The 13,936-nt window shown below is 72.4% G+C and carries 13 protein-coding genes, 2 pseudogenes and 1 other annotated feature; of the genes and pseudogenes, 7 read left to right on the top strand and 8 right to left on the bottom strand.

The window, feature by feature from the left end; genetic code table 11:
• Window positions 1-209: 209 nt before the first annotated feature.
• The 6 genes from ME121_RS01010 to ME121_RS01035 all read right to left on the bottom strand — a co-directional run bounded on the left by ME121_RS01010 (window position 210) and on the right by ME121_RS01035 (window position 6,544).
• On the bottom strand, window positions 210-1,130 hold the full coding sequence (locus ME121_RS01010) for a 3'-5' exonuclease (protein ID WP_059408034.1): 921 nt from the start codon (window positions 1,128-1,130) through the stop codon (window positions 210-212).
• 23 nt (window positions 1,131-1,153) lie between these two features.
• The gene (locus ME121_RS01015) at window positions 1,154-2,134 is read right to left on the bottom strand and encodes a metallophosphoesterase family protein (RefSeq protein WP_059408036.1); all 981 of its coding nucleotides are present in this window, start codon (window positions 2,132-2,134) and stop codon (window positions 1,154-1,156) included.
• Complete coding sequence (locus ME121_RS01020) at window positions 2,131-4,074, bottom strand: AAA family ATPase (RefSeq protein WP_059408039.1); 1,944 nt, start codon at window positions 4,072-4,074, stop codon at window positions 2,131-2,133. The genes ME121_RS01015 and ME121_RS01020 overlap by 4 nt, the downstream gene beginning before the upstream one ends.
• Before the next feature lie 83 nt (window positions 4,075-4,157).
• Window positions 4,158-4,943, bottom strand: a complete 786-nt coding sequence (locus ME121_RS01025) for a metallophosphoesterase (RefSeq protein ID WP_059408041.1) — start codon at window positions 4,941-4,943, stop codon at window positions 4,158-4,160.
• A gap of 51 nt (window positions 4,944-4,994) precedes the next feature.
• Window positions 4,995-5,426 (bottom strand): hypothetical protein, encoded by a 432-nt coding sequence (locus ME121_RS01030; RefSeq protein WP_059408042.1) that lies wholly within the window; start codon window positions 5,424-5,426, stop codon window positions 4,995-4,997.
• A gap of 89 nt (window positions 5,427-5,515) precedes the next feature.
• The gene (locus ME121_RS01035) at window positions 5,516-6,544 is read right to left on the bottom strand and encodes a hypothetical protein (RefSeq protein WP_059408044.1); all 1,029 of its coding nucleotides are present in this window, start codon (window positions 6,542-6,544) and stop codon (window positions 5,516-5,518) included.
• Between the two features lie 759 nt (window positions 6,545-7,303).
• Here ME121_RS01035 and ME121_RS01040 point away from each other — a divergent pair.
• The 6 genes and pseudogenes from ME121_RS01040 (at window position 7,304) to ME121_RS01060 (ending at window position 11,663) form a co-directional block, all read left to right on the top strand.
• Entirely contained in the window at window positions 7,304-8,089 is a 786-nt protein-coding gene (locus ME121_RS01040; RefSeq protein ID WP_059408046.1) for a hypothetical protein, read from the top strand.
• A gap of 119 nt (window positions 8,090-8,208) precedes the next feature.
• Window positions 8,209-8,436 carry a hypothetical protein gene (locus ME121_RS01045; protein ID WP_059408048.1) on the top strand — a complete coding sequence of 76 codons (228 nt, stop codon included), beginning with the start codon at window positions 8,209-8,211 and terminating at the stop codon, window positions 8,434-8,436.
• 619 nt (window positions 8,437-9,055) lie between these two features.
• Entirely contained in the window at window positions 9,056-9,361 is a 306-nt protein-coding gene (locus ME121_RS01050; protein ID WP_059408050.1) for an ArsR/SmtB family transcription factor, read from the top strand.
• A 217-nt stretch (window positions 9,362-9,578) separates the two neighbouring features.
• Window positions 9,579-10,101, top strand: a pseudogene (locus ME121_RS33050) (transposase); the annotation flags it as partial.
• Window positions 9,856-9,972, top strand: a sequence feature (AL1L pseudoknot). Its footprint overlaps the pseudogene before it by 117 nt.
• A gap of 506 nt (window positions 10,102-10,607) precedes the next feature.
• The gene (locus ME121_RS01055) at window positions 10,608-11,231 is read left to right on the top strand and encodes a sigma-70 family RNA polymerase sigma factor (protein ID WP_306419136.1); all 624 of its coding nucleotides are present in this window, start codon (window positions 10,608-10,610) and stop codon (window positions 11,229-11,231) included.
• 168 nt (window positions 11,232-11,399) lie between these two features.
• The gene (locus ME121_RS01060; protein WP_143739258.1) at window positions 11,400-11,663 is read left to right on the top strand and encodes a hypothetical protein; all 264 of its coding nucleotides are present in this window, start codon (window positions 11,400-11,402) and stop codon (window positions 11,661-11,663) included.
• A gap of 140 nt (window positions 11,664-11,803) precedes the next feature.
• Here ME121_RS01060 and ME121_RS33055 read toward each other — a convergent pair whose 3' ends face one another.
• Window positions 11,804-12,100 (bottom strand): hypothetical protein, encoded by a 297-nt coding sequence (locus ME121_RS33055; RefSeq protein WP_408902627.1) that lies wholly within the window; start codon window positions 12,098-12,100, stop codon window positions 11,804-11,806.
• 30 nt (window positions 12,101-12,130) lie between these two features.
• Window positions 12,131-12,619, bottom strand: a pseudogene (locus ME121_RS33060) (transposase); the annotation flags it as partial.
• A gap of 501 nt (window positions 12,620-13,120) precedes the next feature.
• On the opposite strand from ME121_RS33060, the gene ME121_RS01065 reads away from it, so the two are divergent.
• Complete coding sequence (locus ME121_RS01065) at window positions 13,121-13,906, top strand: GGDEF domain-containing protein (RefSeq protein ID WP_179239958.1); 786 nt, start codon at window positions 13,121-13,123, stop codon at window positions 13,904-13,906.
• Window positions 13,907-13,936 lie beyond the last annotated feature (30 nt).

Genomic DNA, 13,936 nt, shown 5'->3' on the forward strand with positions numbered 1-13,936 from the left:
CGCGGCGCGCCGTTTCGGCATCCGTCGCACGACGGCGCTCGCCGTGGGTGTCACCGGTCCGGGCGCGGGCGCCGCCGGCCGGTCCGGTGTGCCGGCGACGCCGCGCGGCCCGGGCCCGAGACGCGGCGATCCGGACCGGGGCCCCGAGCCCGATCCGGGTGCCGCGCCCCGCAACCGTGGGAGACGGGGCCGGAACCCGAGGGCGAGGGTCATCCGCCCCGGCGGTCCCTGTCGACGACGAACGCCGGCCGCGTGTCGGACAGGCGTCGCCAGGCGTCGAGGTAGGCGCCGAGATGCGGTCTGCGGGTCCGCTCCAGCTCCAGGTAATCCTGGAGGCCCGCGATCGCCCTGTCGTGGGCCGCGGCGTCGGTCCGGCCGGCGAGATACGCATGGCGGACGTAGATGCCGAAGGTGGTCATCGTGTCGGTCTCGCAATACGCCCGGACGCGCTCGATCTGGCCGGCGGCGACCATGTCGGCCACCAGCGACCCGTGCTCGCCGAGTTTGCCCGGCATGCCGATCAGCGCGGCGGCCTCCTCCAGGGTGAGCCGGCTGGCGCACCCGAACCCGGACATCTCGTCCATGACGTCGACGTGGGCGCCGCCGTACCGGTTGCCGTAGCCCGACCAGCGCGTGCCGCGCCGGAACCAGGCTTCCGCCGAGATGCCGTGGAGCATCGTGCGGTGAAGCAGCGTCGGCATGTCGAAGCCGCGGCCGTTCCAGGTGACGAGCCGGAACCTGCCGGAGGCGAAGTGCCGCCAGAAGCCGCGCAGGATGCGGGCCTCGTCCCAGCCCGCCTCGCCGCCGCTCCTGCAGGCGGTGACCCGATATTCCTCCAGTCCCGTGTCGCCGTCGCGCAGGATCTCCGCCTGCACGAAGCTGACGGCGACCACGGCGTGCCACGCGCATTTCGGAAATTTGTCCCGGGCCCACACCTCGGGCGGCGGCATCAGCGTTTCGTCCGGCACGGTCTCGATATCGACGACGAGGAGCGCGTCCGCATCGGCGCCGGGTTCCGCCGCCGGCCGACGGACTTGGCGGACGGCGGGGCGCGCGCCGTCCGCGGGTGCGCTCGCGTCGGACAGGGAGGGGAGCCGAAGCCGGGGCGTCGGGGAGCGGGTCTCGTGCATGGGGCGGTTCTCCGGGGCGGCTGTCAGACCAGGATCGTGCGGCTGGCGTCGTACCCGTTCGTCGGATCGTCCGGGTCGTAGGGGTTGCTCACGACGCGCGTGCGCCCGAGCCGCAGGTCGCAGGCCTGCGGCACGTTCCCGTGGATCCAGACGGCCGGGGCGCCCCAACCCTCCATCACGGGGTCCAGGGCCGAGGCGTGCCAGCAGACCCGCCACGGGTCGAGCACGGGCCTGGCCAGGGTGGGCGGCAGGCAGGACCGGGACGGGGCGAAGCCGGTGACGACCGCGGCCCGGTCGCCCGGGCCGATGTCGCGCAGGACCGGATTCGGCATATGGCCGTACGGGCCCGCACCGACGGCGACGGCGTTTAGGGCGTCCTCGATGAAGGCCCGCGAGCGGGCGTGCGCGCCGGCCGCGTCGTGCGGGAAGAAGGGCACCCCGGGCGCGCTCGCCGCCCTGTCCGTCACCGTCCAGCGGCTCCGGGCGTGGGCGCGGGCGGTCCGGGCGTTCTCGACGCCGTCGAGGGCGAAGTCCGTCCAGAGCGTCGCCCCCAGGATGACCAACCCGGGCCGCCGCGGATCGCCGAGGCGAACGGCGCCGTCGTGGAGCACGGTGATGCCCAGCGCCGCCCCGAGCGGCACGGCCTCGGCGAGCGCCGCGCCCACGGGTTCGCCGTCGAGGTACTCCGCCGGTCCCGGGACGAGGACGACCGGCCGCCGACCCTGGCGGCCGCCGAGCGCGTCCGCAAGCCAGCGCACCGACCGGCACAGGCCGGGCGCGATCCCGCCCGGGACGAGCAAGGCGTCGAAGTCCGGCAGCGGGTCCGGCAGCACGTGCGGCGCTCGGTCAATCCTCAGGTCGGACAGGGTCCACAGACGGAACGGGACGGGCTCCGACGGGGCGGTCCGCGCCCCGGGGGCGGCCGGCACGGCGGACGGGCCTTTCGTCGGTGCCGGTGCATGCACCTCGGCCCGGGCCACCGGATCGGGAACGTGGAGCGTCACGGCTGTCCTCCGTCCTGCGCGGCGCGGTGTCGGTCCGCCTCGGCGATCAGCGCCCGGAGCGCGTCGCCCGAGACCAGGCGCCGCGCGATCAGCAGCTCGGCGACGGCCGCCACGGCGGTGCGGTTCGCCTCCATGACGGCCAAGGCCTCGCCGCTCAGCCGGTCGAGGTCTCGCTCGACCGCCCCGAGAAGGGCGGGGTCGAGCGACAGCGCGACCGCGACCTCGTGGGGGGCGCCGCGATACGCCAACCGGTCGCCGAGGCCGAGCGAGGCGTGGTTGCCGGCGAGCAGGGTCGTCACGCGCGCGAGGTCCGACCGGCTATCGCCGCCCGCCCCGGCGCTCGGCTCCCCGAGGAACAGGATCTCGGCGGCCCGTCCGCACAGGAGCGCGACCGCGAGGCCCTCGATCTCCGCGCGGGTCGGCGACTGGCCGAGGCGGGTCGCCACGGAGGTCGCGCCGAGCGAATCCCGGCGCGGGACCAGGTCGACCTGGGCGACGCGGGCGCCGATTCGCTCGAACGCCACGGCGTGCCCCGCCTCGTGGTACGCGCTCCGACGTCGGTCCGCCGGGCTCCCTTGATCCGGCGGCGCGACGCGGCCGAGCAGGTCCTCCGGGCGCATCGGCCGCCCGGCGGCGCGCGCGGCGGCACGGGCCTCGGACACCCACCCGGCGACCTGGGCGCCGCTGGCGCCGAGCGCGAGCGCGCCGAGCGGCGCGAGGTCCATGTCGGGCACCTCGCCGTCGTCGAGGTGGTGCCGGAAGATGACCGCCAGGTCGGCGGCCGAGGGCGGCTTGATCTCGATCACCCGACCGAGCCGTCCGGGCCTGACCAGGGCGGGATCGAGCCTGTCGCCGTGGTTCGTCGCCGCGATGATGCACACCTCGGGGGCGCCGGGCGCGTTGAGCGCATCGAAACCGAGCAAAATGCTCGTGCACAAGGGGGTCCACCACTCGCGCGCGTGGTTGTCCATCGTGGCTCTGTTAGGAATGCTGTCCGCTTCGTCTAGGAACAAAATACTAGGTGCGAGCGCGCACGCCTGCGTGTACGCGGCATCCCAGGCGCGGAGCACGCCACCCAGGTGTCCGTCGGATCCGGTGAACCAGGCGCCGACCGAGGTCGCGACCAGCGGCAGGCCAGCGGCCTTCGCGAGGGAGCGGACGAAAGATGATTTTCCTAGTCCCGGGGCGGAGCTGAGGGCGACGTGCCTGTCGAGCCGCTGGAACGCGGGCGCGCCGCCGGAGGCGCGCCAGGTCGCGATCTCGTCGATGAGGCGCGTACCCCAGGCATGGGCATCGCCGAAGCCGACCAGGGTCGCGAAATCGGGCGCCGACCCGACGGCGGGATCCGCGGTGGCCTTCGAGCGCGCCGCCGCGGCGAGGCGCGCGACGCAGGCCCGCGCCGTCGTCCCGCGCACCGCGGCGGCGATCTCGAAGAAGTCCAGCCCGCGCGCGATCCCGGGCGGCAGGGTCGGACGCCGCCCCGTGGCGGCCCGGACGACCCGCGCGATCACGGCGTCGGTCGCGCCCGGGAGCCGCACGTGCAGGTCCGCCGCGGCGACGAGCGCCGAAGGCAGGTAGCGCGCGGGCGATTGCGAGACGCCGAGCACCCGGTCGCCGCGGGCGAGCCGGTCCGCCACCCGATCATTGCCGCGGTCCGCACGGTCCTCGCTTCTCGAAGCGCCGGTGCGCGCCGCCACGTAACCCCACGCCGCCAGGCGCCCGCACGCCTCGCGGACCGGCTCGACCCAGTCGGCGGCCGGCACCTGGACGACGAGGGCGAAGGCGGGGTCGGCGGCGATGCGGCGGCGCTGGGCGGGCGAGAGCGCCGCTTCGAGCGCGAAGGCCGCGAGCGTCTCGGTCGCGGGACGGCGCTCGTCGGCGGCGACGTCCCCGGTCTCCGCCTCGTTCAGGTCGTCGCGCAGGAATGTCAGGTGGGGCATGGTCGCCTTGCTCCGAGGGTGGTCGAGGTCCGGGGCCGGGTCACGGCGGGCCCGGGTCGCGGCACGCATCCGCCGGCGACGGCCTACGACGGCACCTCGACGACGCAGGCCGGGTCGAAGGCGGGGTTCTCGCCGTCGTAGCCGAGGGGGTTGCACAGGATCCGGGTCGGACCGATCCGGTGGTCGCGGCGGGCGTGGACGTGGCCGTGAAGCCAGAGGTCCGGGCGGCCGGCGGCGATGAGGCCGCCGAGGTCGCTCGCGAAGGCCGGGTTCAGCACGCTGCCGGCGAAGCCCGGGTCTAGCGAGGCGCGGGCGGGGGCGTGGTGCGTGACCACGACGTGCGGTCGCGCCCGCGCGCCCGGCGGGTCGACCTCCAGCAGCGCGCGTTCCAGGAAGGCGCGGCCGGCGGCGTGCAGGGCCGCCGCATCCCCCGGCCGGAAGGTGCGCCAGCCCGGGTTGCGGGTCGTCGCGATGCAACGGTGATCGTTGAGGCCGGCCTGCGCGGCCGCCATGGCCCGCCGGCGGTCGCCGTCGAGGCCGTAGTCGGTCCAGAGCGTGCCGCCGGAGAAGGCGACGCCGCCGATCTCGACGGTGTCGTCGTCGAGCAGGGTCACGCCGTGCCGTTCCGCGGCCCGGCGTCCGAGCGCGCGCTCCTCGTCCACGGCCGAGCCGTAGAACTCATGGTTTCCCGGCACGACCACGACCGGCATGATCGGTCGGATGGCCTGGCCCAGCCAGAGGATGGTGTCCGCCAGGCCCTGCCCGACGTCGCCCGCGACGACGGCGACGTCGGCGTCGGGGATGTGCCCGGGCGTCCACGGCACCCGCGACAGGTCGCGGTGCAAGTCGCTGAAGGTCCAGATCCGCACGTGATCGACTCCTGGGTTCTCGGGATCGTCCCGCTGGTCGGGATGCGGCGTTCACCGCCGCGGCGGGGGGCGGCGCCCGGGCCGCCGCCTTCCGGGTCGGCCCGGATGGCCGCCGCGCAGGTCCGGCGGCAGGCCGGCGAGGACGTGGGCGAGGACGGTGCGAGCCGCCGCATCGCCCCGCCAGGCGGCGACGAGCACCGTCGAGAGCGCGAGGTCCACGACGGCGGGGTCCGGTTCGGCGCGCCGCGCGAGGTCGAGCGCGACGGCGATGGCGGCCGCGGCCTCGCCCCTCCGGGCCGCGGGCCAGGCCCGATGATGCAGGCAGACGCCGCCGGCGAGGGCTCGGCGGACCTCCCGGATCGCGGAGAGCTCGATGTCCGGAAGCCGTTCCGTGCGCCAGAGCGCGAGCGGATGGCTTCCCGCGGGCGGCTCACGGCGCGGGAGGGTCCGGTCGCGGGGATGGGAATCGTCGCTCGCGCGCATGCGTCCTCCGGGCTCGTGGCGGGCAAGACGGACCCGCTCCCGCGCGCCGAGGCGCGCGGGCGGGATTCGTTCGGACGGGATGGCGGTGGCTAGTGCCGGTCGAGGCGCTCGGCGCCCGTGTCGGGCTGGCCCAGGACGAAGTACCTCGACAGGGTGCGCGCCCAGCGCCGGCCATCGGACGCGTACAGATCGCTCGTGGTGATGCGGCGGCCGTCGGGGAAGTTCGGATGCCCGTGGACCTCGCCGGTGAGCACCCTCACGGACCGGGTGGAGGCCCGCCACCGCTCAAGGCGCGGGGCGCCGTGCAGGTCCTCCCGCGTCGGCTTGACCTGGTCGCGGATCCCCTGGAGCTCGTCGGCGAGGTCGCGCAGCCGGTCGCCGGCCTCGCGCTCGTCCGGCGCCCGAGCCTGTTCGACGTCGACACCGAGGTTCGCGGCGAACGCGGCGGGGTCGACCTCGGCGGCGTGCGGGTTCGCGGCGGCGGCGCGCAGGGCGGCGAGCAGCGTGACGGAGGCCCCGAGGCTGCGGCTCGTGCGATCCCCTTCGGCGATGCGCTGTGCCTCCCCGCGGCCGAACGCCGGCACGACCGTCGGCAGGGTCCGGACACGGCCTCGACCCGGCACGAGCGCCTCGTGCCCGCGCATGACGCGGCCGAACGCGTCGGCGGCGGCGGCGCCGCCGCTGCGCCCGCACCCGAGGAGCCAGGGCGGCGAGACCACGTCCAGACCGAAATCCTCCGACGGGTTCATGCCCGCGAGCGCCGACGCCGCGGCATGCTCCTCGAAGGGGGTCGGGCCCACCGGCAGCACCGGCGCGTCGATGCGCGCCCTCAGCCCGAGGTTGCCCAGGCACGCCGCGGGCAGGTCGAGGACGAGATCATCGTCCCGCCCCACGGCCTCGGCCGCGATCTCGCCCGCCTCCCGTGCGTCGCGCGCCTCGCGTTCGCTGACGGTGAGGCCCTCCTCCGTGACCGTCCGGCCCGGCAACGGGGCGTCCTCGGGGAACTTGACGCGCAGGAACGTGACGGGGCGGCCGAGAACGCCATAGGCGTCGGCGAGGAGGAGCGCGGCGTAGGCGGCATGGGTCCGGCCAGCGGAACCGAAGAAGGCAGAGATCAAGGGCAATCTCCATGACGGAATCCGGACGCCGGCGCGCCCGGTGGAATGGCCACCAGGCACGCGACGTCGGACACGTTGTGATTGATCCGTGAATCTTAAGGCAAAAGAGCGGAAATGAACAGCATATTCTGCCTGTCATCAAGAGCCATATTTTCGGGATGGTTAACGGCGTCGTGGCGTACAGTCTTGGGCGCCTCGGATTACTTACGCATACGCGCGAGGTGGACCGGCGTGACGGTGCCGGAGGTCCGCTCTCCGCGACCGGCACGGGGCCCCGTGTGACACGTCCGGACCGCGCCCGGCGACCCGAGCGGCGACCTGCGGTCGAAGCCGGCCGGTGCTTGGATCCCCACGCCCCATGCCGTCGTCGCGCAGATGACCCGCTGCGCCCCTGAGAGCCGGCCTTGACCGACCGCCGTGACCGCCGGTTCGGCGCGACGGTCGCCCGGTCAGCACCGATGCCGGGACGAGCCGGCGGCCGGGTCGCCAGGGGGGACCACGCCTCAGTCCGTTCAGGGATTGACGGGTGCGGATGTCGCGGGCGCTGACGGACGCGACAAGGCGCCGTGCCCACGACCCGGCCCCCGAGGAGGGCGGGACGCCGACGGCGGTCGGCACGAGCGCGGGACCGCGCGAGGCGCGATGGACAGTGCGCTTTGGGCGGCCAGGGATCCGATAACCAGTAATTTCGATACTTCTGGATTTATGGAAATAACGGTGGCAGGATTCCCTCGATGCATCGGCCCAAAGGAGGACGCCGTGATCGCGACCATCCATTCCAACGACCGCACCGGCCTCCTGGCCGCAGCGCTGGTGGCCGGCGGCCTGACCGACGCCGGCACCCGTCCGACCGTCGTCGCCGTCGGCGCCAACGGCGCCCAGGCCTGTGGCCTGGCACGCCTCTCGGGTTCGTTCGACCTGCTCCGCCCCGATCCCCGCGACGCGGCGGCCATCCTCTCGGGCCTGGCGGCGCGGTCGGAACGCGACGTGATCGCCGTCCTGCCGACGGACCTGCTTCGCGAGGGCGGTCCGGGCGAACCCGGACACCTGCGCGTCGTGGCCACGGCGTGCCGGCTGACCGCGGCCCAGGCCCTGCACGCGACCGCGTCGGGGGCGTGGCACCTTCGCTGCGACAGCGAGCTCGGCCAGCCGGCCTGGCGGATCGCCCCGCGCGTCCTGCCGCTCCGGCTGCCGAGGCTCTCGCCGCTGGAACAGATGCGGCTGCTCGCGGGCGATCTCGGCGAGGGCATGCGGTACGCGGCGGTCGCGCTCGCCGCCACCCTCCTCGCCGTGTCGGCGGATCCGGACGCCGAGCGCTTCGAGGCGGGTGACCTGACCGCGCTCATGTCGCCGCTCTCCCCGGCCCGGGACCGAGCCCTGCACGAGCGGCTCCTCGACTGTGCCGCCGCCCTGGGCGACCCGGCCTTTCATGGCGCGGCCGTCGGGACCGCCGCGGCCGCCGGCGGACGCCTCCGCAAAGCCCACCCGACGCCGGTGGCGACCGCTCGCCTCCGCGCAATGCAACCCGCCCGCCTCCGCGCCTGACGGAAAGGACCAGAGCAATGATCAACCGCACGAAGCCGAACCGCGTCTCGTTGGCTCCCCGGCCGCGCGTCGCCTCGCCCGGGACCGCTCGTCCCGGTCGCTCCGGAAGCGCTCGCCGAGTGCGCGCCGGGGCGGGCTCCTCGCGCGCCCGGATCGGTCAGGGCCTCTCCCGCGACCGGGCGCCGACGACGGCCCCGCGCTGGGACGCGAACCCCTACGAGGCGTTCTACGCCTTGTCGGCGGACGGGGTGGGCCTGCTCGATCCCGGGTTCGACGACTGGGACTTGGACCCGTGCGTCCTCGTCGGCCTGGCGCCGAACGGTGGCGACGAGCGGGACGACACGTGACCGTTCTTCCGAGCGGCCCGTGCGACCGGCGTCCGGACGACGCGGGCCGGGACAGGCCGGCTTCCGCTTCGCCGCGGGAGCCGCGGCCCGGCGAAGGATCAGCCTTTCGGGTTCCGGAATCCGTATGGCACCTGTGACGGGTATCGCTACGCATAATCCGTTACGGGTTGCGATTTCCGGGCATGATCCGAGAGCCGGAGAATGGGAAATTGGCCGCGAGCGGAGAGCGCTCGGTCGTGTGCGGCCCGAGCCGTCCCCATGAGGGCACCTCGGGGTCGCCGCGTCGGGATTGCCGCTTTGCCGCCAATGACCGAATGAGACGGTGGAGCCGGCGACGGTTCGGGCCCGCCCGGCGTGCCGGAGTATGGAGCCGGGCGGCGTGGTCACACGTCGGCTCGCGGCCGATCTCGGCGCCGATGTCGGTGGATCCGATACCCTCACGACGTCGCGCCGAGCTGATGGGGCGAGACTTCCGAACGCGAAGCAGCCCCGCCGCGGTCGCGAAGGATCGCACCCTCCGGCATCGACGCGCCTCGCCGAATGCCGATAGCGGTGCGGTCGTGCTCGACGCATCGAGTAAGGGGTTGCGCGGTCCGTTACGCTTCTTCATGCTAATTCCATGGAGATCGAATTAGCGGCACGACAATTGGAGGCGCTCGGCAATCTGACCCGCCTAAAGGTGTACCGTACGCTCGTCCGGGCGGGCCATGACGGTCTGCCGGTCGGTGCCCTCCAGCAGCGCGTCGACGTGCCGGCCTCGACGCTCTCCCATCATCTGCGCCGTCTGATCCATACCGGGCTGGTCGTCCAGGAGCGCCGAGCCACGACCCTGATCTGCCGGGCGGCCTATCCGGCGATGACCGATCTGGTCGGCTTCCTCGGCGAGGGAGGGCACGGCGGGGGATCGGCCGGATCCGCTTCGTGAGGACGTGATAATTACGAGACGACGACGGGGCATGGAAGCGTCGTTCGAACGGCGCTGTTCGACCGCGGTGGCCCGTCGTCGCCGGGGCACTTGCGCGCGCTGGCGGGCGGCCCGGACCTTGCCCGGCGCGGGATGCTCGCAGCGGGGGTCGCAAATCCCGAGGCCGAAGCGGTCCGCGCCCAGATCGAGCACGCCGGCCGTCGTGGGGCCCATAGCCATGACGAAGCATACCCCGCCCTTCTCCCTTCAGGTTCGCGAGCGGACCGTCCGGCTGGTGCGGGAGTACGGGAGCGAGCACGGCTCGCGATGGTCCGCGATCCAGACGATTGCCGCCAAGATCGGCTGCACAGGTGAGACGCTGCGCAATTGGATCCGGCAAGCCGAGCGGGACCAAGGCGGGCCGGTCCCGCGAGCGAAGAGCGCGAGCGGATCAAGGTGCTGGAGCGGGAGGTGCGTGAACTCCGGCAAGCTAAGGAGATCATGAGGAGGGCATCGGCGTATTTTGCCCATTCGAAGCTCAACCGCCAGTCCAAGCGATGATCGCCTTCATCGACGGTCACAGCGCGCCCTACGGGGTCGAGCCGATCTGCTGGGCGCTGCCGTTCGCCCCGTCGACGTACCACGCCCACGCCGCGCGGCGGGCCGATCCCGGCAGGCTGCCGGCTCGGGTCAAGCGGGACGCGACGCTCGTGGTCGTGGTCCGGCGTGTGCACGCGGTCAACTTCGGCGTCTACGGGGTTTATGGCGCGCCGTCTGTTCCGGAGGGGCGCCTCTCCGTACGCTGGAGGATGGTGCGGATCGAGGGCGCGCCGCACCTGCTGATCGAGTTGGCCGAGAACAGCGGCCCGCCCGTCACGCCGCCGACACGAGGGGGGTCGGCTCGCGGCTGGTACAGCGTGGCCTCGCGCAGGAACTCGGGGGCGAGATCAAGCTCAACTTCGCAGCCGCCGGCCTGTTCTGCGTCATCACCTTCCCGGTCGGCGGGACGGCCGTGCCGGAAGCCGGGGGCGCCGCCATCCCCGCGGCGCCGTGTCCGTGATGCCCGGCCGGTTGCCGACCTGAACGGCGGCCTCAGTCTCCGTTCAACGACGCGTTGCCAGAAGGTCTCGGCTCGATTGCCGGCTCCGAGAAAGGCCGGCAGGCGTCAGGAGAGGGCTCTTCGATGCGTTCCGGGAAACGCTGTCACCGGCCCGTCGCGGGCGAAGTCGGCGCGTCTGCGAGGTCGGCTCGCAGTTTGCCTGCGTCGGTGCGCGACCACATCGGCGCCGAGTTGCGGGCAGCCTACGCCGGCTTCGAAGCGGGCGACCTCCCGGGCCGCGTGCTCGACCTGCTTTCCCGTCTGGACGGCGCCCTCTCGCGCGAGGCGGCGGCTGCCGGAGCCGCCTTCCGGGACGGGCTCATGAACGCCGTTCCGGGCTTGCGGGCCTTCGCACTATCGCTCGGGGTCGACGCGACGCAGGCGGAGGACCTCGTGCAGGAGACGCTGATGAAGGCGTGGGCCAACCAGCACCGGTTCCAGTCCGGCACGAACCTGATGGCTTGGCTGTGCACCATCTTGCGCAACCAATTCTACACGGAGTGCCGCAAGCGCAGGCGCGAGGTCGAGGATGCCGACGGTGCCCTGGCGGCGAAGCTGACGGCGCCAGCCGCCCAGGAGCACGGCTCCGACCTCAGGGCTGTCTGGAAGCACTTCGGCGGGTTGCCCCCGTTGCAGCGTGAGGCTCTGATGCTGGTCGCGGCCCGGGGCATGACCTACGAGGCCGCGGCCGAGGTGATGGGGTGCCAGGTCGGCACCATGAAGAGCCGGGTCAGCCGTGCCCGCTCGTTCCTCGTCGAGTCCCTCGGCTTGGCGGAGACGTCCGCCGCGTAGGCCTTGGACGCAGCATCGGGCCAGGTTCGCCCGCGGTCAGAGTTCCCCCCACCGGGCCGGGCATCTGGCCGCACAGGCTTGCCGGGTGGCCCCGCTGCGGTCCGCGACGTCGATGCCTATCTGCCACCGGCCGCCAGCCGGCCCTTTCCCTCAACCCGTGTTATGCGCATGACCGAGAATGCGGACGACGAGATCACGTGGCTGGTGCTGACCCTGGCCGAAGAGGCAGACGTCTCCGGGGCAGCCGTAGGCCTGATGGTGGAGCGGCTGCGCCGCATGGAGGACGAGGCCCGCCTGGGGGGGGCCGACAGCCAAACGTTACAGCGGATCATGTCCGGTCGCCGCGTTCTGGGTGACAGGGTGGATTTCGGGCTGGCTCCGCGGGTGCCGGGCAACCGACAGGGGGTCGCCACAGGGCGGCGTGGATCCTGAACCGGCCTCAAGGCACGGGAGGTAACGAGTCGTCGACACCCGAAAAGCCGACTGCTCGACGTCAAGCGAAGGGGTAGAAAACCGGACCGTAGTCATAGCCCACCGGGCGATGCCCGAACCGTGGTGGCCCATGATAACCGCTACGCTCTTCCACAACCTCGCGGTCCACTGGACCAGGCCGGTAGTTGGCCCGGGTCGCCTCCAGGGGCTACGTGGGGTGCCGGCTGGTCAGCATCAGGCAGGCCACCCCTTCCGCCACCGGCAGCGGTAACCCGGCCGCCTTCGAATAGCTTCAGGGTGTAAGCGCTGAAGAAGGTTTGGTTTACAATCGGAAACAAGCCATTGCATGCTAGTACGAACAATGGGTTCAAGCTCCAGCGCAGGGCGATCAGTCTTGCCAAGACGGTGTTGATCGTCATCATCAGCGACATCGCAATGCCGTAGACGCCCGAACCTGCAGGGCCCGATCAGCCGGAAGAACAAGCATGATCCTCGGAGACGGCAGCCGTGAAGTGGTTGCGGTACTTCTCCATCTGGAAGCGAAGATTTTGTGGATCGTCTCACAGAGATCGCCATCGGTGCGGGCCGCCGCGCTGCGCAGGAGCGCTTCCGGTTTCGCGCGTGTACATTCAATCGGTTTGAACTCAGGCGAGTATGGCGGGAGTACAGGAGCCAGGCCTTGGCTGCCTCGATGGCCTCGCGCACGCCCGCGACCTTGTGAGCGCCGAGGTTGTCCAGGATGAGCGTGTCACCGGGCCTCAGGGCCGGAACCAGTGTCTCTGACACGTAGGCGCCGAAGCGCTTGCCCGTCACGGGCCCGTCCGGTGACGAAACCGCCCTTGGCCCACTCGCGCGCAGCCAGCCGATGGCAGTGGCGGTTCCAAGTACCCGGCTGGCGCCGCGATCCGGCAGTGTTCGCAGCGCGAAGCCCAGTCGTAACGGCGAACCATGCCGGTCAGCGGTCGGATAGCTCCAAAATCCGTCCTGAGCGACGCCGTGGCTTTCGTTCCATCGCTGCGTTGGTGCACCACGGTTTGACGACCATTCGCCCAGCCGCTCGCCGCCCGCCGACGAACAAGCGCGGCCGGAGACTTACCCGTTCCGGCAGGTGATCAAGGCGAGATCCCGAACACGGGCCGGAATCGGGACGGCGGTCGCGGGCGGCCTCCAGGCCGGATCGGCGCGAGGATCCGAAAGGCCAGGTAAAAGGCACGGGTCCGGGCCGTTCGGCCGATGCGCCCAGGATTACGTTAAGATTTCGCTCCGATCGTCGTGTCGCGATGGCGGGTGCCGCCAAGGATGATCCAGCGGGAGCGGCAACCATGCCCTGCAGAGAAGCGACAACACGAGATCCGCTCGACACGCCCCAAGCGTGGCGGAAGGTAGGGACGTGGGCCGCGCTGGTTGCGGCCTGCTTGATCCTCGCCGCCGCCGACCGAGTCGTCCCGGAGGCGGGGATGGCGGCGCTCTTCATCCCGCTCATTACCCTCGCGGGCTGGCGGCTCGGTCCGCGCGAGGCCTGCAGCGTTGCGCTCGCCGCGGCGCTGGTGAACGTGTCCACGCCGCATGCCGGCGACGCGGGGCTACCGCCGGTCCTTGCGGTCCTCCGGATCATCCTGCGCCTGGGCACGAACGCGTTCGTCGTCTGGGCCGTCTGCACCCTGCGCTCGGCATACGACCGCGAGCGGACCGCGGCCCGGCACGACGGACTGACGGGTGTGCTGAACAGGGCGGCCTTCGAGGAGCATGCGCGGGCGATCCTGGAGGCCGAGCCGTGCGATCAACGCGTCACCGTACTGGCGCTCGCTGACATCGACGACTTCAAGGTCGTCAACGACACGGGCGGGCATGCCGCGGGCGACGCGGTGCTGAGAGCGTTCGCTGAAATCGCCGCAGCGTCACTCGACGGCCGAGAACGGCTTGGGCGGCTGGGTGGCGACGAGTTCGTGCTGCTGCTGGAAGCCGATACGGTGGAGGCCGCGCGGTCCCGGATTGAGGCCGTGCACCGGCGATTGACGGATGACCTCTGGTCCGCGACCGTTCCTGCGACGGCCAGCATCGGTGCGCTGGTCCTGCAACCGGAACGTCGTCACGATTGGGTCTTTGCGCTAAAGGCAGCCGACCATGTCATGTACGCGGTGAAGGCGTCGGGCAAGAATGCGTTGCGGGTCGAGATCTCCGGCATGGTTGCCGCCTCCCCAAATATGTCGCGCCTACCGGCCCGGGCCTTCGCGGTCGCTTGATCGTCGGGTCCGAGCGAACGTGTCGCCCAG

This window comes from Methylobacterium sp. ME121 (assembly GCF_000974725.1).
In the GTDB taxonomy this organism is placed as follows: Bacteria; Pseudomonadota; Alphaproteobacteria; order Rhizobiales; family Beijerinckiaceae; genus Methylobacterium; species Methylobacterium radiotolerans.

Coding starts and splice junctions, on each gene's coding strand:
- ME121_RS01010 (WP_059408034.1), bottom strand. CDS start 1,130: ATGCACGAGACCCGCTCCCCGACGCCCCGGCTTCGGCTCCCCTCCCTG.
- ME121_RS01020 (WP_059408039.1), bottom strand. CDS start 4,074: ATGCCCCACCTGACATTCCTGCGCGACGACCTGAACGAGGCGGAGACC.
- ME121_RS01030 (WP_059408042.1), bottom strand. CDS start 5,426: ATGCGCGCGAGCGACGATTCCCATCCCCGCGACCGGACCCTCCCGCGC.
- ME121_RS01050 (WP_059408050.1), top strand. CDS start 9,056: ATGGAGATCGAATTAGCGGCACGACAATTGGAGGCGCTCGGCAATCTG.
- ME121_RS01060 (WP_143739258.1), top strand. CDS start 11,400: ATGACCGAGAATGCGGACGACGAGATCACGTGGCTGGTGCTGACCCTG.
- ME121_RS01065 (WP_179239958.1), top strand. CDS start 13,121: ATGGCGGCGCTCTTCATCCCGCTCATTACCCTCGCGGGCTGGCGGCTC.